Origin of the sequence: Brucella pituitosa, from assembly GCF_003049685.1 — a bacterium.
In the GTDB taxonomy this organism is placed as follows: Bacteria; Pseudomonadota; Alphaproteobacteria; order Rhizobiales; family Rhizobiaceae; genus Brucella; species Brucella pituitosa.
On sequence record NZ_PYSY02000003.1, the window covers coordinates 40,933 to 56,940 of the forward strand.

The window sequence follows — 16,008 nt, forward strand, 5'->3', positions numbered from 1 at the left end:
TCACGCTCCCGCAGCAATGCGGTCAAACCGCAGACGCGGATCAACAGCATGATAAAGAATATCGACAATGAGATTGATGATCACAAAGACAAGCGAAATGAACACGAGATATGCCGCCATTACTGGCACATCGACCGCTTGCACCGAACTGATGAACAGTGACCCAACGCCCGGCCACTGGAAGACCGTTTCCGTCACGATTGCGAAGGCAATGACAGAGCCCAATTGCAAACCAACAACCGTGATGACAGGCACCAGCGTATTCTTCAGCGCATGTCCAAAATAGATGCTGCGGCGCGATAGCCCGCGTGCTTTTGCAAATCGAATATAATCCTGCCGCAGCACTTCCAGCATTTCCGCCCGGATCAGCCGCATGAGCAATGTCATCTGAAACAGCGACAAGGTGATTGCTGGCAGGATCAGCGACCGCCAGCCCGATGCAGTTAAAAAAGCCAGTCGTCCACCAACTGCCAACCGCCACCACCTGCCCGCGCCCAAAGGATGGAAGCAGGCCAAGTTCAACAGAGAAGAGATAGATAAGGCCGATACCGATCAGAAATGTGGGTAGTGACACGCCGATGAGTGAAGCGGTCATGAGAAAGCTGCTCAGGCGCGATGCGGGACGCAGCGCTGCATAAACACCCAGAATTCCACCGCCGATCAGCGCAATAAGCGATGAGGTTATTGCAAGCTCCAGCGTTGCTGGCAGCCGCTCAATGATCATACGGCTCACCGGTTCCTGTTGCTTATAAGACAAACCAAAATCGCCAGACAAACCGCGCTTGAGAAAAGAAAGAAACTGGAGATAAACCGGCTGATCGAGCCCAAGGCGTTGCTTGATTTCCAGTCGCTCCTCCAGTCGTGTTTCCTGACTGGCGATGGATTCCAGCGGGTCGCCGACAAAGCGAATAACGGCGAATGCAATCAAAGCCACGGCCAGCATAACGCCCATGGATTGAAAGATACGCCTGATAATAAATCCGATCATAATATCTGCCTGAAATATGAACGAACGACCCTTTCCGTGTGGCCCGGAGGCACGCGGAAAGGGTCGCTCGTGTCATCAATTATTGATGGTCGCCTGTCCAACCTTCGGCGAGTTATCGGGCTGATGTTCAAGATTGAACTTGTCTCGCACCGCCCAGGCACCAACCTGATTATGCAATGGCAGATACAGATGCTCTGCTTTCACCTGTTTCCAGAGTTCATCGATAGTCGCATCACGCTTTGCAGGATCGATCTCGGCACCAAGAGACTCGATCTTCTTATCCACTTCCGGGTTTGAGTAACCGGTCGCGTTATAGGCACCGTAGCGCCCTGCACGGGTGTGAACGAGATCATTGAAATTATAGGCGCTGTCGAAGGTCGGAACGCCCCATCCAAACAGGTAGAAATCTGATTTCTGGTCAATAAGCAGCGGAGCGTGTTGCGCATATGGACGCGATGCCAGAGCAACCTTCACGCCAATACGTCCCAGAAAACCGACAACCGCTTGCGCAATGGCTTCGTCATTGACGTAGCGATTGTTTGGCGTATCGAGCGTGATCGTGAAGCCCTGCGGATAACCGGCTTCCACAAGCAGCGCTTTCGCCTTCTCTACATCGGGCTTTGAGTAAGCATCCAACGCCTCAGTCCAGCCATGCACGAAAGGCGGAACGATAATGCCGGTCGGCACTGAGTTACCGCGCAAAACTACGGTCTTGATCGCATCGCGGTCAATCGCCAGCTCGAAAGCCTCACGAACACGCACATCACTGAGAGGATTCTTATCCTTCACATCCGACGACGCAAGCGGCGCGCTATCAACGCGGTAGCCAAGGAAGATTGAACGGTTCTCAGGACCAACCGAAACCTTGATGCCCGGCGTATTCCTCAGACGTTCAATATCCTGCACCGGCACTTCATGCAGGAAGTCCACCTCGCCGGAAAGCAAGGCTGCAACACGCGTCGCATTGTCTGCAATCGGCGTATAGATGATTTCCGTAATTTCCGGCTTCTTTTCCGCCCAATGATGCTCGTTGGCTTCAAGCACCGTGCGAACACCAACTTCACGTGATTTCAGAATATAAGGGCCAGTGCCATTGGTGTTACGCACAGCATAATTGTCTTTGCCAGCGGCAATATCCTGCACGTCCGCAGCATCATTTTGCTCTGCCCATGTCTTGTCGAGAATGTAAGTACCGGTCAGATTGTTCGGATAGATCGCATTGGGTGCGCGTAGTTTTACCTCAACCGTGTGATGACCCACAGCAGTCACCTTCTCCACATCGGCATGCAACTGGCGAAGATTTGACTTATCGGAACGAGCGCGGTCCAGCGTGAAGACAACATCTTCTGCGGTCAGATCATCGCCATTGTGAAACTTAGCCCCTTCACGCAGCTTGAACACCCACGTGGTCGGATCGCCTTCCTTCAAGTGCCACTCCGTTGCAAGCCGTGGGATAAGTTTGCCCTCAGCATCGCGCCAGACAAGGCTTTCGTAGATTTGATTGAGAATAGCATGCGTCACGCCATCGTTCTGCGCATGAGGATCCAGCGTCAAGGCATCGGCAGCACGCGTCCAGCGCAGTGTTTCAGCAGAACTAATTTGAGTAAGCGAAGCAATTAAGAATGTAGCTGCAGCAAGACGTAGAAAACCAGATTTCAACATGACGCCCTCTATATGAATAATGTTATTCAAAACGTTTCATAAGGAGGCGGTAAAAAGAACGAACAGATCGACTGAATTTAATTACATTATAAAAAATAGTTCCAACTTCTAACTTTTATTACGGCGTATATTCGAATGCGGCACATACGCTCCAAGTTCCACTGCCACAATAAAATCATTATGGTCTCGCATTCGAGACCATAATAACCGACAGGGAATGCTGTGCCTCATAGAACCAGGCAATTGCGATGCTCTATGACTTTGGCAACGAGTTCCCGGCGCGCATAAGGGCATATACCAGCAGAGCAGACACAATCGCCATGATTGCGGAAACAGTGAGTGCTGCGGAAAAGCCCGTCGAGTATCCCTTCATGGCGATCATCATCGCTGCATCGCGTGCGGAAGGCGCAATTCCAGAAAGCGCAGCTGGTAAATCGCCTGCTACAATCGCCTCTGCAAAAGCGGGGGTGCAAGTCGGGTCCGCACAATTAATCTGAATAAGCGCACCCCGTACGACACTTGCTAGTATGCCGCTTAACACTGCAAACCCTAAGAGAATTCCAGAGAAACGGGATGTGGTGCTGATGCCCGATGCCATACCAGCTCTTTCTCTGGGAACCACCGACATAATTGCTTTTTGCGTTTCACCATTGAGAAGACCGCCTCCGCTGCCAAGAACCAGCATGCCGCACATCACAGTGGACCACGCGCCATCTCTGGCACCCCAGGCAGTCAATAAGCTTCCCATACCCACAATCAGAAGACCAAGTGCAAGAATTTCTCTGGAACCAAATCGCTTGCTGAGAAGACGACCGACATTGGGGAAAATCAGCATCGCAATGGCGAATGGAAACATAGCAAAGCCTGCTTGCAAAGCTGTTCGCCCAAGACCGTTCTGAAGAAACAATGGCAGCATGGAAGCCATGACCTGAGCGCAGGCCGCATAGGCAAACATTGCCCACACTCCGCCGACAAAGCGGGGATTGCGAAACAGGCTGAGGTCGAGCATCGGGCGGCTTTGGACAGTCTCTGCAATCACAAAAATAACGAGTGCCACGCTACCCGCTGCAAATCCGCTCAGTGCAACGAAAGATAGCCACCCATGAGCCTGCCCATTGATCAACCCCCACGTAATTCCAAACATCGCGGCAGAAAATGAAGCGAAGCCAAAGGGATCCAGCCGTCGTGCATTCACGTCTCGCGATTCTTCAATCAGTCGCAATGCGGCGAGTGCGAGAGCGATACATATTGGAACATTGATGTAGAAGGCCCATCGCCATCCCAAAGCATAAGCGATTACTCCGCCCAGAATTGGTGACAGGACCATCGTGAGGCCCATGATTGCGCCCCACATGGCCCACGCGCGATTACGCTCTTCTTCCTGGTGAAAAGTATGCCCGATAATGGCAAGTGCGGGCGCAAGCATAAAGGCCGCGCTCACGCCCTGAGCTGCACGCGCCAGATAAAGCGCTGCTGCTGAGGGGGCAGCGCCACATAACCAGGAGGACAACGCAAATGCTCCGATGCCGATCAGAAAGACCGCGCGGCGGCCGAAGCGATCGGCAATTGCTCCTGCAGGCAGAAGCAAGGACGCAAAACACAACACATAGGTACTGATAACCCATTCAACTTCGGCGAAAGACGCACCGAAATCACGCGCTATTGTTGGTAAAACCACAGCAACGACGTTCGTATCCAGCACCGTCATGGCGCAACCGATAGAGGCGGTCAAAAGCGTGAGGGACGTATTGGCTTTCCGACGAGCAACTGCGATGTCCAAGGTCATTTTATCAACGCGGCAATGCCGGCCTTCGCTATCTGCTCATCGTGGTCCGGTGTATCTGCCGAGACACCGATTGCGCCCACAACTGTGCCATCAACTGTAATAGGTACGCCGCCTCGCATCATGACAAAGCCCTGCGCTGTCACCGCTGCTGGCCGCGGGCCATTGATTGCATCTTCCAGCGCCCCGCTTTCACGTCGAAAAAGAGCAGCTGTTCGAGCTTTGCCGGGAGCCAGATCAACACCTGCGAGAACAGAGGCATTATCCATCCGTTCCATAACGATCGGAAGTCCTTCAGCATCGACCACAGCAATCACGCATGGCCAGCCATTCTCAGACGCCTTTGCTTGTGCGGCGGTTAGAACAGTTCGTGCTGCCTCCAGCGTCAGATAAGGCTTGGTGGGAAGGTCCAGTGCTAAGGCTGGTGTGACGCTGATACTCATAAGGACGGCTAAAGCGATACGTGATGACATTGGGCGACTCCTTCTAAAATTATGGCGTCACCTAAGCTGATTTCATAATTTGTTTCATTCTTACTATTTTTGCTATTTATTAGGTACAAACTAATTATTGAAGAGACTTCAAATGGAGCTTCGGCACCTTCGTTATTTCATTACCGTGGCTGAAGAATTGCATTTTTCTCGTGCAGCTGAGCGTTTGAACATCGCTGCGCCGACCCTGACCGTCCAGATCCAGGAAATCGAACGCGTTCTTTCTGTGCGTTTATTCACACGGACCAAGCGCTCAGTCATGCTGACATCGGCGGGCAAGGTTTTCTCGATGAAGCCCGTCTCGTTCTGGACCAGTATGCAAAGGCAGAAAGTGCCGGACGGCGGGCCGGACGGGGCGAAATAGGACGGATCGAGATAGGTTACGTCGGGTCTGCTGCCTATGCTGGCGTCCTGCAAGAACAAATCTCTCAGTTCACTAATCATTGGCCGGGCGTCAACATTCGCGCGCGCGAATATCCCATGGAGGACTTGCCAAAATTAATCGAAGAGGGGCAGCTCGATCTGGGCTTTGTACGACTGCCAATGGTTTACCCCTCTTCACTTCGATCACATATACTTCTCAGAGACGTATTCTGTATTGCCTTTTGTTCAGGCCATCCCAAAGTAACCCAAGGTGCACCGTTGTCACCCCGTGAACTCGCGGGATTAAAATTTGTAATGCCCGAACAAGAGTTTGGCACCTATGAAGTCGCTCGCCGGGGCCGCTTTCCATTAGATGTAGTGGCAAAGCCCGGCAGCCTTCTTTCTGTTCTCACACAGGTTTCACTCGGTGCAGGTGTGTCAGTCATTCCGAGTTCTGTAAGAAACGTTGTCAGACTTCCCAATATTGAGTTCCGTTCTATTGCCGGAAAGCCGATTACATCTGAAATCGCCGTTCTGTTTCGGGCGGACGAAAGCGCACCATCGGCGCGAAATTTCATTCAACAGATAGTGAAAACCCCGATGTCAATGTTGGGTGGCGAAGGTCAACCGCAGATGAGCTTACATGCCACGAGAACACAAGATTTTGAGGGTAAAGCATAGAATATTATGGCCATTCAATCGATAAACGCTTTAGGCTAAGTTTGTTTGAAGAGCGTTTGTCTGTGAAACATCGAGAGGCGTTGAATGACTGCAGAAACCAAGTCAGTGCGTATCATACGGACAGTTATTGAAACACTTCGCCCGCAATTCAACGTCGAGCTTTGGGATGGTACGCGAATTGGAAACTTCGAAGGCGCCTCGCTCGTAATCAATGATCCGACGATCGTTCGACAACTTATACTCAAACCGAATTATGATTCATTGATCGATATCTGGGTATCTGGCCGCGTCGATATTAAAAATGGTACAATTTTCGATCTGGCAAACGCAAAAATCGACGGCAAACTCAAGGAAAGACTTAAAGAACTGCCGAAATGGCAGTTATTGAAGGATCTTCCGGCACTTGTATTCGCGGGCAAGTCTGCAGCGCGGGCTGCGGTCGACGGCAAAGCCCCTTTCGTTAGCGGATCGAACAAAGAAGCAATCACGCATCATTACGATGTGTCGAACGAATTCTATAAGCTGTTTCTCGATGAGCGCATGGTCTATACATGCGGCTATTTCACAGACTGGGCAAATGACATTGATCAGGCGCAGAAAGACAAGCTTGAACTGATTTGCCGAAAGCTCCGGCTTCAACCGGGAGATCGTCTCCTTGATATTGGCTGTGGCTGGGGAGCATTGCTGATCTATGCTGCGCAGAACTTTGGCGTCACCGGCACGGGTGTTTCCCTGTCCGAAGCGCAGACAGCGCTTGCGCGCGAGCGGATCAGGGCGGCGGGCCTTGAAGATAAAATCACAATCCACATTAAATCTTATGCTGAGCTAGACGGCCAGTTTGACAAGATATCGTCGGTGGGAATGTTCGAGCACGTAGGCATCGAAAATTACGATGGTTATTTCACTGCAGTGAACCGGCTTTTGCGTCCCGGCGGTCTTTATATGCATCACGCGATCACCCGTCGCATGAAGAAAAGCAAGAAAGCCTTTAATCGTAAAAGTGCTGAACATCTCGCGCTGGTGAAGTATATTTTCCCAGGCGGGGAATTGGATCATCTCGGCATGACCGTTGAAAATCTCGAAGGACACGGCTTTGAGGTTCATGATGTGGAGAACCTGCGCGAACATTATGGCCGGACGTGCCGTTTATGGTGTGAGCGGCTCTATGCAAATTTCGACAAGGCAATCGAGGAAATTGGCTATCCAAAGGCACGCCTTTGGGTGCTTTATCTGGCGGGCTGTGCATTGGCGTTTGAACGAGGGACAGTTCAAATCAATCAGACTCTGGCCTCTAAACGCAGACGCGGGATTTCAGCAGTGCCGCAAACGCGCGCCGATATTTACACCGACTTCGGCAAGCACTGAAAACAAAAAAATGCCTCTTTGAACGATCCTATCTAGGGGCAAGAAATTAGCGCGCCGATCCAATTGAAAAAAGATCGGCGCGCTACTCATTTGCCTGAGCGCATCCTGGTTCTAAAACCGTTTAGTTCTGCTGCATCACATTGCGCCAGAGGTCGACGCTACCTTCGCCTGCATGGGTATCGATTTCCTTGAGCTCTTCCTTGCTGAAACTCAGGTTCTTGAGCGCATCAAGGGAATCATCAAGCTGCTCGACTGTGCGGGCACCGACGAGCGCAGACGTCACACGAGGATCACGCAAGACCCAGGCAATCGCCATCTGAGCCAATGACTGACCACGCTTCTTTGCAATCGCATCAAGCGCGCGAACGCGCGCAAGGTTATCGTCACTGAGCAATCGCTCGTTGAAAGATCCGCCTCGGGCAACACGTGCGTCTTTTGGTACACCGCCAAGATATTTCGAGGTCAGAAGCCCCTGCGCCAGTGGTGAGAACGCAATACAACCCGTGCCTAACGCATCCAGCGTTCCAAGAAGTTCTTCCTCAATCCAGCGATTGAGCATCGAATAGGATGGCTGATGGATCAATAGCGGGATGCCTTCAGCCCGCAAAGAGCTTCAGTTTCCCGAGTGCGTTCCGGATTGTAAGAAGAAACACCAATATAAAGCGCTTTGCCCTGACGAACCATCTGGACAAGAGCGCCAACGGTTTCTTCAAGTGGCACGTCGTTGGTTGGGCGATGCGAATAGAAAATATCAACGTAATCGAGCCCCATGCGCTGAAGGCTCTGATCAAGGGAAGCCAGCACATGCTTGCGAGAACCACCCCGACCATAAGGCCCGGACCACATATCCCAACCGGCTTTCGTAGAAATTACCAGTTCGTCGCGGTGATCGCGGAAATCTTTCTTCAGAACGTTGCCGAAGTTCTCTTCTGCCGATCCATATGGAGGGCCATAATTGTTGGCGAGGTCAAAATGCGTAACACCGCGATCAAAAGCCCGGCGAATGATGGCGCGACCTGTTTCAAATACATCAGCACCTCCAAAATTCTGCCACAGACCAAGTGAGATCGGCGGCAACCTCAGACCCGAACGGCCAGTGCGGCGATAGTCGACACCTTCATATCGGTCTGCATTGGGAATATACATGTCGTCTCCATACGAATTCATATGCGCTTACTTGCCCATCTTCCATCAACATAAGTACGGGGCGCTGATGGTTGAATCAATCATGGTCAGTTCAATGGATCATTTAGTTTATCTCAACGATCAATCGGACGTAATTCCCGGATTGTTTTGATCAGCATCTGAAGACCATAAGGCAACTGGCGGCGGCTGGAATAATAGAAGGCCAGTGGAGGACCAAGAGAGGCCCATTCGGGCAGAATTATTTGTAGCTGTCCCGTTTTCACATATGGTTCAGCCAGTTTTTCCAGACAATACGCAATGCCGGTCCCGGACAGAGCAGCAGCCATAGAGACATCTGTTGAACCGGAAATCAGCGAGCCAGGAACATCAATCTGTAAACTCTCGTCCCCGCGATCGAACTCCCAATGGAAAATCTGACCTCGCCCCGTTCTTATCCTGATGCAGTTGTGGTTCATCAGGTCAGCCGGATGTTTGGGATGTCCAGCGCGCGTCAGATAGGCTGGGGAGGCCACCGCAACCCAATTCAACGGTTCACTGATCGCAACCGCGATCATATCCTCGGGGATAGAGCCAGCATATCTGAGCCCGGCATCAAAACCCTCTGCCGTAACATCAAGAAAGTTGTCATCAGCAGCAATTTCCAGCTCAATATTTGGATAACGTTCGCGGAAAACGGGCAAGACAGATTGAAGCAACAGCGGAACAGCGTCCTTGAGCACGTTAATGCGCACGCTTCCTGCGATACCGCTGAATTGTCCCTGCAATTCTTCAATACCGCCGTTGATGATATCAAGACCGGCAGCAACTTTATCTGCCAATACCGCGCCTGCCGCAGTTGGAGCAACACTCCGGCTGGTTCGATTAAGCAATCTAACTCCAAGACGTGCTTCAAGCGCCTTCATTCGATGGCTAAGTGCAGACACGGATAAATCCAGTTGATCAGCAGCTTTTCGGAAACTCCGGTATCTCACAATCAGCAAAAACACAGAGAGAGATCGGAAAGATCGTTCCTATTTGTGACCATCTGGAAGCACCGCACCTTTCTCTCTTCGGTTGAAGCATTAGACTGGTTTTCTGAAAAAGTCGCATGCTAGGCCCAAAATTCTTCAATGCAGCGTCGGGCACACGCGCGTTGGCTTGCCGTCAAATAAGTATTTTAAGACAGTGGAACCGATCACGCCTTTATACCAACGAGGTAATTGGCATATCGGAGTAAAGCGGAAGTTCAGTTGACGCTTTGGAATGGTTGTGTGACTAATCACGTGGGTTTCATGCGGCAATAATATCGAGCTTGAACATGTTCGAATACTGTATTGTTGGAGGAGGAATTGTTGGCCTGGCAACCGCACTGGCAATCACCAGGAGCGAACCAGACGCACGCATTCTCCTCCTCGAAAAAGAGCTCTCGCTTGCTTCTCACCAAACCGGGCACAATAGCGGCGTCATCCACGCGGGCATCTATTATCAGCCCGGTAGCCTGAAGGCTGAACTATGTCGGGCCGGGGAACGAGCAACAAAGCAATTTTGCGACACACACGATATCCCGTATCGAACACCGGGTAAGCTGGTCGTGGCAACAAATGATATCGAGTTGCAACGCCTCAATGGGCTTGAGGCAAATGCCGCAGCCAACAAAATAAACTGTCGGATGATCAATCAGTCGGAACTCATCGAAATGGAGCCCGCCGTCACCGGTCTGAAAGCTCTTTTGGTTGAACAAAGTGGCATTGTTGACTATCGGGCTGTTTCCAGTGCAATGGGCGAACTGATTAAAGCGCGCGGCGCAACAATCATTTTGGGCACCGATGTCAGTTTTGTAGAAGAACGCAGCGATTGCATACGTGTTCATACCAACAAAGGTGTCTGGGAAAGCCGATACATCGTTGCCTGTGCCGGACTTCAGTCCGATCGCCTCGCGCAACGCTCTGGTTTGGAAATCGACTTTCAAATCGTACCGTTTCGGGGCGAATATTATGCACTCAAACCGGAGCTGAATAATTTAGTCGAACGAATGATTTATCCGGTGCCTGATCCGTCAATGCCGTTTCTTGGAATCCATCTCACTCCAATGATGGATGGGAGCCTGACCGTAGGACCAAACGCCGTCCTCGGACTTTCGCGGGAAGGCTATGCAAAATTTTCTGCCAGTTTAAATGACATCATGACTTACACGCGCTTCCCCGGATTTTGGAAAGTCATCTCGCAAAATCTGCGGTCCGGCATTGAGGAAGTAAAGGATAGCGTCTTTAAATCAAGCTATCTCGATAAATGTCGAAAATATTGCCCCACACTTCAAGCAAACGACTTGCTTCCTTACAGAGCTGGCATAAGAGCGCAAGCGGTTTCCAATTCAGGCCACCTCATTCACGACTTCAAATTTTTGCAGACAAAACGGAGCTTGCATGTGTGCAATGCGCCTTCGCCAGCCGCCACATCAGCCATCCCCATTGGAGAACTGATTTTTAAGCGACTAAAGACTGCCTAGCCCGTCACGATCATTCGTGTTTCATCAAAGCCCGACCACATGGCAAAGCTCTTGCTCAATCTCAGTGATCTTAAAAGATTTTGATCTTTGGCGCGTAAAATGCTTCCGCATATGCTTCAGCGGCGCGGCATTCCATCCCACGCAAACGCGCAATTCCACGAAAAGTTTCCTGATCAAACCAGTCTTTGGATCGTTGAGTGCCGAAGTTTTTTATCAGCAGTTCAATCTTCTTTTCCAGTACCACTGCTGACAATGCAACATAAGCATTTGGTCGCCCCAGATCACCGTCCCATTTGGGAATTTCATACTCCAGAATTAATTGGTCACGAAAAACATTCCATGTGAGTTCCCGAACCATACGGTGATCCTGATGGGCATCCCCCTGGCTATGCGTAAAAACAAGATCCGGCTGGTTTGTGTTGCGCAGCCCTATCAACCACTCTTTGATGGCCCTGCTCTGAGCAGGAAAATAACTGTCCTCAAAATCCTTTAAGTGAATTCTGCTTCTTTGCACTCCAACAAGAAAATCACGCGCCGAAGCTTCCGCTTCTGCGCGCCGATCTCCTCCTCCCGACAAAACGCACCAATCTACCTCCAGAGGGACTCCCATCCCGATCAGACTTAGAAGCGTTCCTCCGCATCCAATTTCGATATCGTCTGAATGCGCGCCCAGACAGAGCAGTCTGAGCGGCCTGCCAAGTTGCGTCAGGGAACTCAGATCAATCATAGTGCAATCGCGATGTTGGCTGCACTAATTTCTGTCTTGTGCTTTTTCCAGGGCATATCCCCCTTCTCGACCATATCCTCGAGAGTCTGCCAATCTCGTAGCGTGTCCATCGAACGCCAGAAACCCTCATATTTATAGGCCATAAGCTGATTATCGGCGATCAGGCGGCTGAACGGTTCCAACACAAGCTCCTCACCCTCGCGCATGTAATCGAATATCTCTTTGCGGAAAAGGAAATAACCGCCATTTATCCAGATATCAGAGGTGTTGGAGGTTCTGAAAGCGCGGACATCGCCACCTTCTGCAATGTCGGCAAGATGGTATGTCAACGGCGGACGGACAGCCAGAAAACATGCCAGTTTACCGCTCTTGTGAAAACGATCGGTCATATCGTCGAGGTCGACATCACTGAGACCGTCGCTGTAGTTTGCGAGGAACATATCCTCACCTTCGACATGTGAACGTGCACTCCACAATCTTTCACCGATGTTGCGCCAGATACCCGTGTCGAGCAAAGTCACGCTCCAGTCGCGATCGACCTCTTCAAGCAAGCGAACATTGCGTCCACCATCGGAAACTACACAATCCGCAAATGTTTGCGGCCGTATGTTAAGGAAAAAGTCTTTGACCACATTTGCCTTGTATCCGAGGCACAAAACGAAGTCGTTATGGCCGTAATCAGAATAATACTCCATGACATGATGGAGGATCGGCTGGTGACCAAGCGGGATCATCGGCTTGGGAACATTCTCTGAATATTCCCTTATTCGAGTGCCAAGGCCACCGCAGAAAAGAACGACCTTCATAATCTAGCGCTCCTCTGTGAGTAATGCTGGATCGATCAGTGTGACATGCGGGATAGGTATGATGAACTTTCCACCCCATTCGACCACATGCTGCATCTGACGAATAATCTCATCCTTGAAGTTCCAGGGCAGGATCAGAATATAATCAGGCTTATAGCTATCAATCATCGAGGTATCATAAATCGGAATATGCATACCGGGAGTGAAACGACCGTGTTTGTACGGGTTGCGATCAACTGTGAAATCCAGAAAATCAGTTCCTATTCCACAGTAGTTAAGGAGCGTATTGCCCTTCCCAGGCGCGCCGTAACCACAGATACGTTTACCCGCATTTTTTGCAGCGATCAGAAACGACAGCAGATCCCGTTTTGTACGACGTGTTTTTTCCGAGAATTGTTCATATGTGGAAATTTCATTGAGACCGAATGTCTGTTCGCGTTTCAAAAGCGCTGCAACGCGTGGCCCGGCCTTTCGTTTGCTGGCATTGTGCGCGAGATAAACACGGAGCGAACCGCCATGCGTCGACACCTCTTCAACGTCAATCACCTTGAGATGATGACGGTGAGCCATATAGCGGATCGTCAGAAGTGAAAAATATGAGAAGTGTTCGTGATAAATTGTATCGAACTGGTTTTGCTCGATCAGATTGGCGAGATGTGGAAACTCAAGAGTAATAACACCTTCAGGTTTTAGCAGAAGCTGCATACCCCGAACAAAATCATTGAGGTCCGGCACCTGTGCCAAAACATTATTTCCGATGATCAGATCAGCCTTTCCGCCTTCCCCAACCATTTGCGCGGCAAGGGTCGAGCCAAAGAAGTCGATACGGGTGGGCACGCCTTTGGAAATCGCTGTTTTGGCTACATTGGCAGCGGGTTCAATTCCCAGAATTGGAATACCCTTGGGTAGGAAATGCTGAAGCAAATAGCCGTCGTTACTTGCAATCTCAACAACGAAGCTATTTCCGTTGAGACCCAGCTTTTCAGTAATTTCATCACAATAGATCCGAGCGTGATTGACCCAGCTTGTAGCATAGGAAGAAAAATAAGCATATTCGGTGAAAATATCGGCAGGGCTGAAATATTCTTTTAGCTGAACCAAATAACAATGGTCGCACACAAAAGCATATAGCGGATAATACGGTTCCATGTGATCAAGTTGTTCCACAGTGAGAAAACTCTCACACGGCGGAGACATGCCCAGATCTACAAATGTGTGTTTGAGAAGTGTCCCGCACAAGCGGCAACCTGCCTGCTCTCGAGCCATGCCTGCACTCCGTGATATGCCCGGCGTTTGGATGGTCATAGATATACCTCGCCCTGCTCGGTCCCTTACGGGTATGTGGGTTTGAATTCCGTTCAATGCCGGACGATCAAAATTACTAAGTTTGCCCGGTTTTTTCCGAGACTGTAATGAGGAGCGAGCCATACATACGATTGGCCGCCCCCACCATCCGTCGATTGATCCCCGACAATCCCCCCTAACCTCGCCCAATGTCGATGAAGGGGTACATGGCTACGCCTTTTAGGTAGCTGGACCTTGATCTTAGGGCCGGTCCGCTGCCCCGAAAACAATACTATTCCCAAAGCACGGAACTGTCAGAATGACCATATGCAGTGATCTGAGGCGAACAATGCGATTTACCCCGCTTAATATAGACGGTGCATGGTCCGTTGAACCAGAGAAGCTCGAAGATGAGCGGGGTTGGTTCGCGCGCGTCTATTGTGAGAACGCATTTGCCGAACGGGAAATGGAAACGGATTTCCCACAACACAGCCTCTCTTTTTCTCGGGAAAAAGGAACTTTACGCGGGCTGCATTATCAAAATGAACCACACTCCGAGACCAAGCTTGTGACATGTTTAAAAGGCGTAATCTGGGATGTTCTTGTCGATCTGCGACCGAATTCGCCTACCTATCGACGCTGGACTGGATTGGAGTTATCGTCGGAAAATGGCGTACAGCTCTACATTCCTAAAGGCTGTGCACATGGCTTTCAAACGCTCACGGACGATGTGTTGCTTCGCTATATGATATCTCGTCCCTACGCACCTGATTTCGCAACAGGATTACGACATGATGACCCTGCCCTCGGGATTCCATGGCCCGACACGCCAAGTGTCATGTCGGAAAAAGACAGAAACTGGCCCCTCCTCTAACCGCTGAATTTTGGTTCAGACACTCTGAACTTAAAGTGCCGTCAATAGACCGGCATCACGAAGCCGTTCTGCGGCATCTGCTAATTGTGCGAATGGCAACCCGGCACGCTCAGCCATATCGAGGAGCGAATGATCGCCGTCGGCCAGATTGAGCACCCATAACATAGTCATCGCATTCTTAGCCGCATTTCGATCCCCCTCCAGTATTACCGTAAAGGCCTCGACGGCCAAGTTGCGGCTCCCCCCTTTGGCGACAAATTAATCGGCGTCCAGTTACGCTCTGCAATCTCAATCGCTTGAATGATAAGATTATAAGACTGCTCCAGATATTCGGGTTTGATGAAATCAAGATTGTCAGCAGAAGTATGATATTCAGGAAACTCCCCATAAAGACTGCGCTGAAACAAACCAACCGGCAGATTGAAGCCCGGAGAACAAAACTGACGCTCGTCATATCCGTAGGGCCAAAATCATGCAGTTTCGCCTCAGGAAGTCCGGACCCTTCCAGAACTTGCGTCATAATGCGATCGATTTCCGAATTGCCACGGCGGCTACGCTTATAATTGGGGCCACCACCGTCGCCAACACACGACAATACGATGCCATGCTTCACAAGGCCCAGATTCTCTTCGTTCTGTTTAAGCCAGGCGAGAGCCCCGAAAGTCGCAGGACCGAACAAAAGCCGGTATGTGAAACGTGTCTTTCGCGACTTCAATGCTTCACCCAAGCGGGTAAGCAGCGCTATTCCTGAGCAGTTATCGTTGGCAAGGGAAGGGTGACAAAGATGAGTTGAAAGCAAGAAGGTTTCTTCTGTTTCACCCTGATGGATGAATTCACCAAAATTGAGAGAACCGTCGCGCCGTTCTGCATCAATCACCACCTCATAGGTCAGCTCCTTCATCTGCATAAGCGCATTATGCGTCATGCAGAAACCCCAGGCTTCCGTATGATAACAGGTGCGGTAGGGAATTAAATCGGGCTGATCAGGCAGTGTGTGTATGTGTTCTTTTAGTTCGTTGAGCGTAAGTTTCTTGCGCACCGGCGTACTGAAATTGACGACGTGCAGATTGTGCTCTGCAAAGTCTACAACGCGCCGACCGGCAGAATCCATAATGTAGGCGCCCCGGATCAGCCACTCCTGCGGTGCCTGCCAATCGAAAAGTTGCGTACCCGTCTGGATTCTATGAATTTTCAACGGCAAATGCTCACCGACGATGGCGAGCGTTTCGCGCACGCCATCACCAGTGAGACTACGGCAAATTGGGAAGAGCCGCGAAGCGAGCTCGTAAATGCTCATTCCAGAGGAAGAATGCATTGCAGAATCTTCAATCTGCGGGCTGCCCAACCTGTTGT

The 16,008-nt window shown here is 50.6% G+C and carries 12 protein-coding genes and 3 pseudogenes; 5 read left to right on the forward strand and 10 right to left on the reverse strand.

Translation table 11 applies throughout. The features are described 5' to 3' along the window. The 4 genes and pseudogenes from C9380_RS20555 to C9380_RS20570 all read right to left on the reverse strand — a co-directional run bounded on the left by C9380_RS20555 (window position 1) and on the right by C9380_RS20570 (window position 4,906). Window positions 1–988 (reverse strand): annotated as a pseudogene (locus tag C9380_RS20555) (ABC transporter permease). 75 nt (window positions 989–1,063) lie between these two features. Then, a complete protein-coding gene (locus C9380_RS20560; protein ID WP_128094503.1) occupies window positions 1,064–2,650 on the reverse strand; it encodes an ABC transporter substrate-binding protein in 1,587 nt (528 codons plus the stop codon). Window positions 2,651–2,903: 253 nt separating this feature from the next. Continuing rightward, window positions 2,904–4,436, reverse strand: a complete 1,533-nt coding sequence (locus tag C9380_RS20565; protein ID WP_105707076.1) for an MFS transporter — start codon at window positions 4,434–4,436, stop codon at window positions 2,904–2,906. Then, complete coding sequence (locus C9380_RS20570) at window positions 4,433–4,906, reverse strand: GlcG/HbpS family heme-binding protein (protein ID WP_105707077.1); 474 nt, start codon at window positions 4,904–4,906, stop codon at window positions 4,433–4,435. Before C9380_RS20570 ends, C9380_RS20565 begins: the two co-directional genes overlap by 4 nt. A gap of 112 nt (window positions 4,907–5,018) precedes the next feature. Between C9380_RS20570 and C9380_RS27130 the strand changes: the two genes are divergently transcribed. The 3 genes from C9380_RS27130 (at window position 5,019) to C9380_RS20580 (ending at window position 7,333) form a co-directional block, all read left to right on the forward strand. After that, window positions 5,019–5,288: a LysR family transcriptional regulator gene (locus C9380_RS27130; RefSeq protein WP_217284102.1), complete on the forward strand. Its 270-nt coding sequence runs from the start codon at window positions 5,019–5,021 to the stop codon at window positions 5,286–5,288. 47 nt (window positions 5,289–5,335) lie between these two features. Then, window positions 5,336–5,968: a LysR family substrate-binding domain-containing protein gene (locus tag C9380_RS20575; RefSeq protein WP_252869846.1), complete on the forward strand. Its 633-nt coding sequence runs from the start codon at window positions 5,336–5,338 to the stop codon at window positions 5,966–5,968. An 84-nt stretch (window positions 5,969–6,052) separates the two neighbouring features. Next, on the forward strand, window positions 6,053–7,333 hold the full coding sequence (locus tag C9380_RS20580) for an SAM-dependent methyltransferase (RefSeq protein ID WP_105707081.1): 1,281 nt from the start codon (window positions 6,053–6,055) through the stop codon (window positions 7,331–7,333). A gap of 121 nt (window positions 7,334–7,454) precedes the next feature. On the opposite strand, the pseudogene mgrA reads toward C9380_RS20580, so the two are convergent. Further along, window positions 7,455–8,479, reverse strand: a pseudogene (mgrA, locus tag C9380_RS20585) (L-glyceraldehyde 3-phosphate reductase). A 113-nt stretch (window positions 8,480–8,592) separates the two neighbouring features. After that, window positions 8,593–9,465 carry a LysR family transcriptional regulator gene (locus C9380_RS20590; protein ID WP_252869823.1) on the reverse strand — a complete coding sequence of 291 codons (873 nt, stop codon included), beginning with the start codon at window positions 9,463–9,465 and terminating at the stop codon, window positions 8,593–8,595. A 311-nt stretch (window positions 9,466–9,776) separates the two neighbouring features. On the opposite strand from C9380_RS20590, the gene lhgO reads away from it, so the two are divergent. Beyond that, complete coding sequence (gene lhgO, locus C9380_RS20595; RefSeq protein ID WP_111785956.1) at window positions 9,777–10,964, forward strand: L-2-hydroxyglutarate oxidase; 1,188 nt, start codon at window positions 9,777–9,779, stop codon at window positions 10,962–10,964. 70 nt (window positions 10,965–11,034) lie between these two features. On the opposite strand, the gene C9380_RS20600 is transcribed toward lhgO, so the two are convergent. Genes C9380_RS20600 through C9380_RS20610 form a run of 3 tightly spaced genes read right to left on the reverse strand, consistent with a single transcriptional unit; the run spans window position 11,035 to window position 13,802 of the window. After that, on the reverse strand, window positions 11,035–11,691 hold the full coding sequence (locus C9380_RS20600) for a PIG-L deacetylase family protein (RefSeq protein ID WP_128094504.1): 657 nt from the start codon (window positions 11,689–11,691) through the stop codon (window positions 11,035–11,037). Continuing rightward, window positions 11,688–12,497 carry a sugar phosphate nucleotidyltransferase gene (locus tag C9380_RS20605; RefSeq protein ID WP_128094505.1) on the reverse strand — a complete coding sequence of 270 codons (810 nt, stop codon included), beginning with the start codon at window positions 12,495–12,497 and terminating at the stop codon, window positions 11,688–11,690. Before C9380_RS20605 ends, C9380_RS20600 begins: the two co-directional genes overlap by 4 nt. 3 nt (window positions 12,498–12,500) lie before the next feature. Then, window positions 12,501–13,802 carry a class I SAM-dependent methyltransferase gene (locus C9380_RS20610; RefSeq protein WP_128094824.1) on the reverse strand — a complete coding sequence of 434 codons (1,302 nt, stop codon included), beginning with the start codon at window positions 13,800–13,802 and terminating at the stop codon, window positions 12,501–12,503. Between the two features lie 328 nt (window positions 13,803–14,130). Here C9380_RS20610 and rfbC point away from each other — a divergent pair, with 328 nt between their 5' ends. Continuing rightward, window positions 14,131–14,655: a dTDP-4-dehydrorhamnose 3,5-epimerase gene (rfbC, locus tag C9380_RS20615; protein ID WP_128094506.1), complete on the forward strand. Its 525-nt coding sequence runs from the start codon at window positions 14,131–14,133 to the stop codon at window positions 14,653–14,655. Between the two features lie 30 nt (window positions 14,656–14,685). Here rfbC and C9380_RS20620 read toward each other — a convergent pair. After that, window positions 14,686–15,970 (reverse strand): annotated as a pseudogene (locus C9380_RS20620) (DUF4910 domain-containing protein). Between the last annotated feature and the right edge of the window lie 38 nt (window positions 15,971–16,008).

Excerpts from the sequence above, each read along its gene's own strand:
- C9380_RS20560 (WP_128094503.1), bottom strand. The coding sequence starts at position 2,650 with ATGTTGAAATCTGGTTTTCTACGTCTTGCTGCAGCTACATTCTTAATT.
- C9380_RS20565 (WP_105707076.1), bottom strand. The coding sequence starts at position 4,436 with ATGACCTTGGACATCGCAGTTGCTCGTCGGAAAGCCAATACGTCCCTC.
- C9380_RS20570 (WP_105707077.1), bottom strand. The coding sequence starts at position 4,906 with ATGTCATCACGTATCGCTTTAGCCGTCCTTATGAGTATCAGCGTCACA.
- C9380_RS27130 (WP_217284102.1), top strand. The coding sequence starts at position 5,019 with ATGGAGCTTCGGCACCTTCGTTATTTCATTACCGTGGCTGAAGAATTG.
- C9380_RS20580 (WP_105707081.1), top strand. The coding sequence starts at position 6,053 with ATGACTGCAGAAACCAAGTCAGTGCGTATCATACGGACAGTTATTGAA.
- lhgO (WP_111785956.1), top strand. The coding sequence starts at position 9,777 with ATGTTCGAATACTGTATTGTTGGAGGAGGAATTGTTGGCCTGGCAACC.
- C9380_RS20600 (WP_128094504.1), bottom strand. The coding sequence starts at position 11,691 with ATGATTGATCTGAGTTCCCTGACGCAACTTGGCAGGCCGCTCAGACTG.
- C9380_RS20605 (WP_128094505.1), bottom strand. The coding sequence starts at position 12,497 with ATGAAGGTCGTTCTTTTCTGCGGTGGCCTTGGCACTCGAATAAGGGAA.
- C9380_RS20610 (WP_128094824.1), bottom strand. The coding sequence starts at position 13,802 with ATGACCATCCAAACGCCGGGCATATCACGGAGTGCAGGCATGGCTCGA.
- rfbC (WP_128094506.1), top strand. The coding sequence starts at position 14,131 with ATGCGATTTACCCCGCTTAATATAGACGGTGCATGGTCCGTTGAACCA.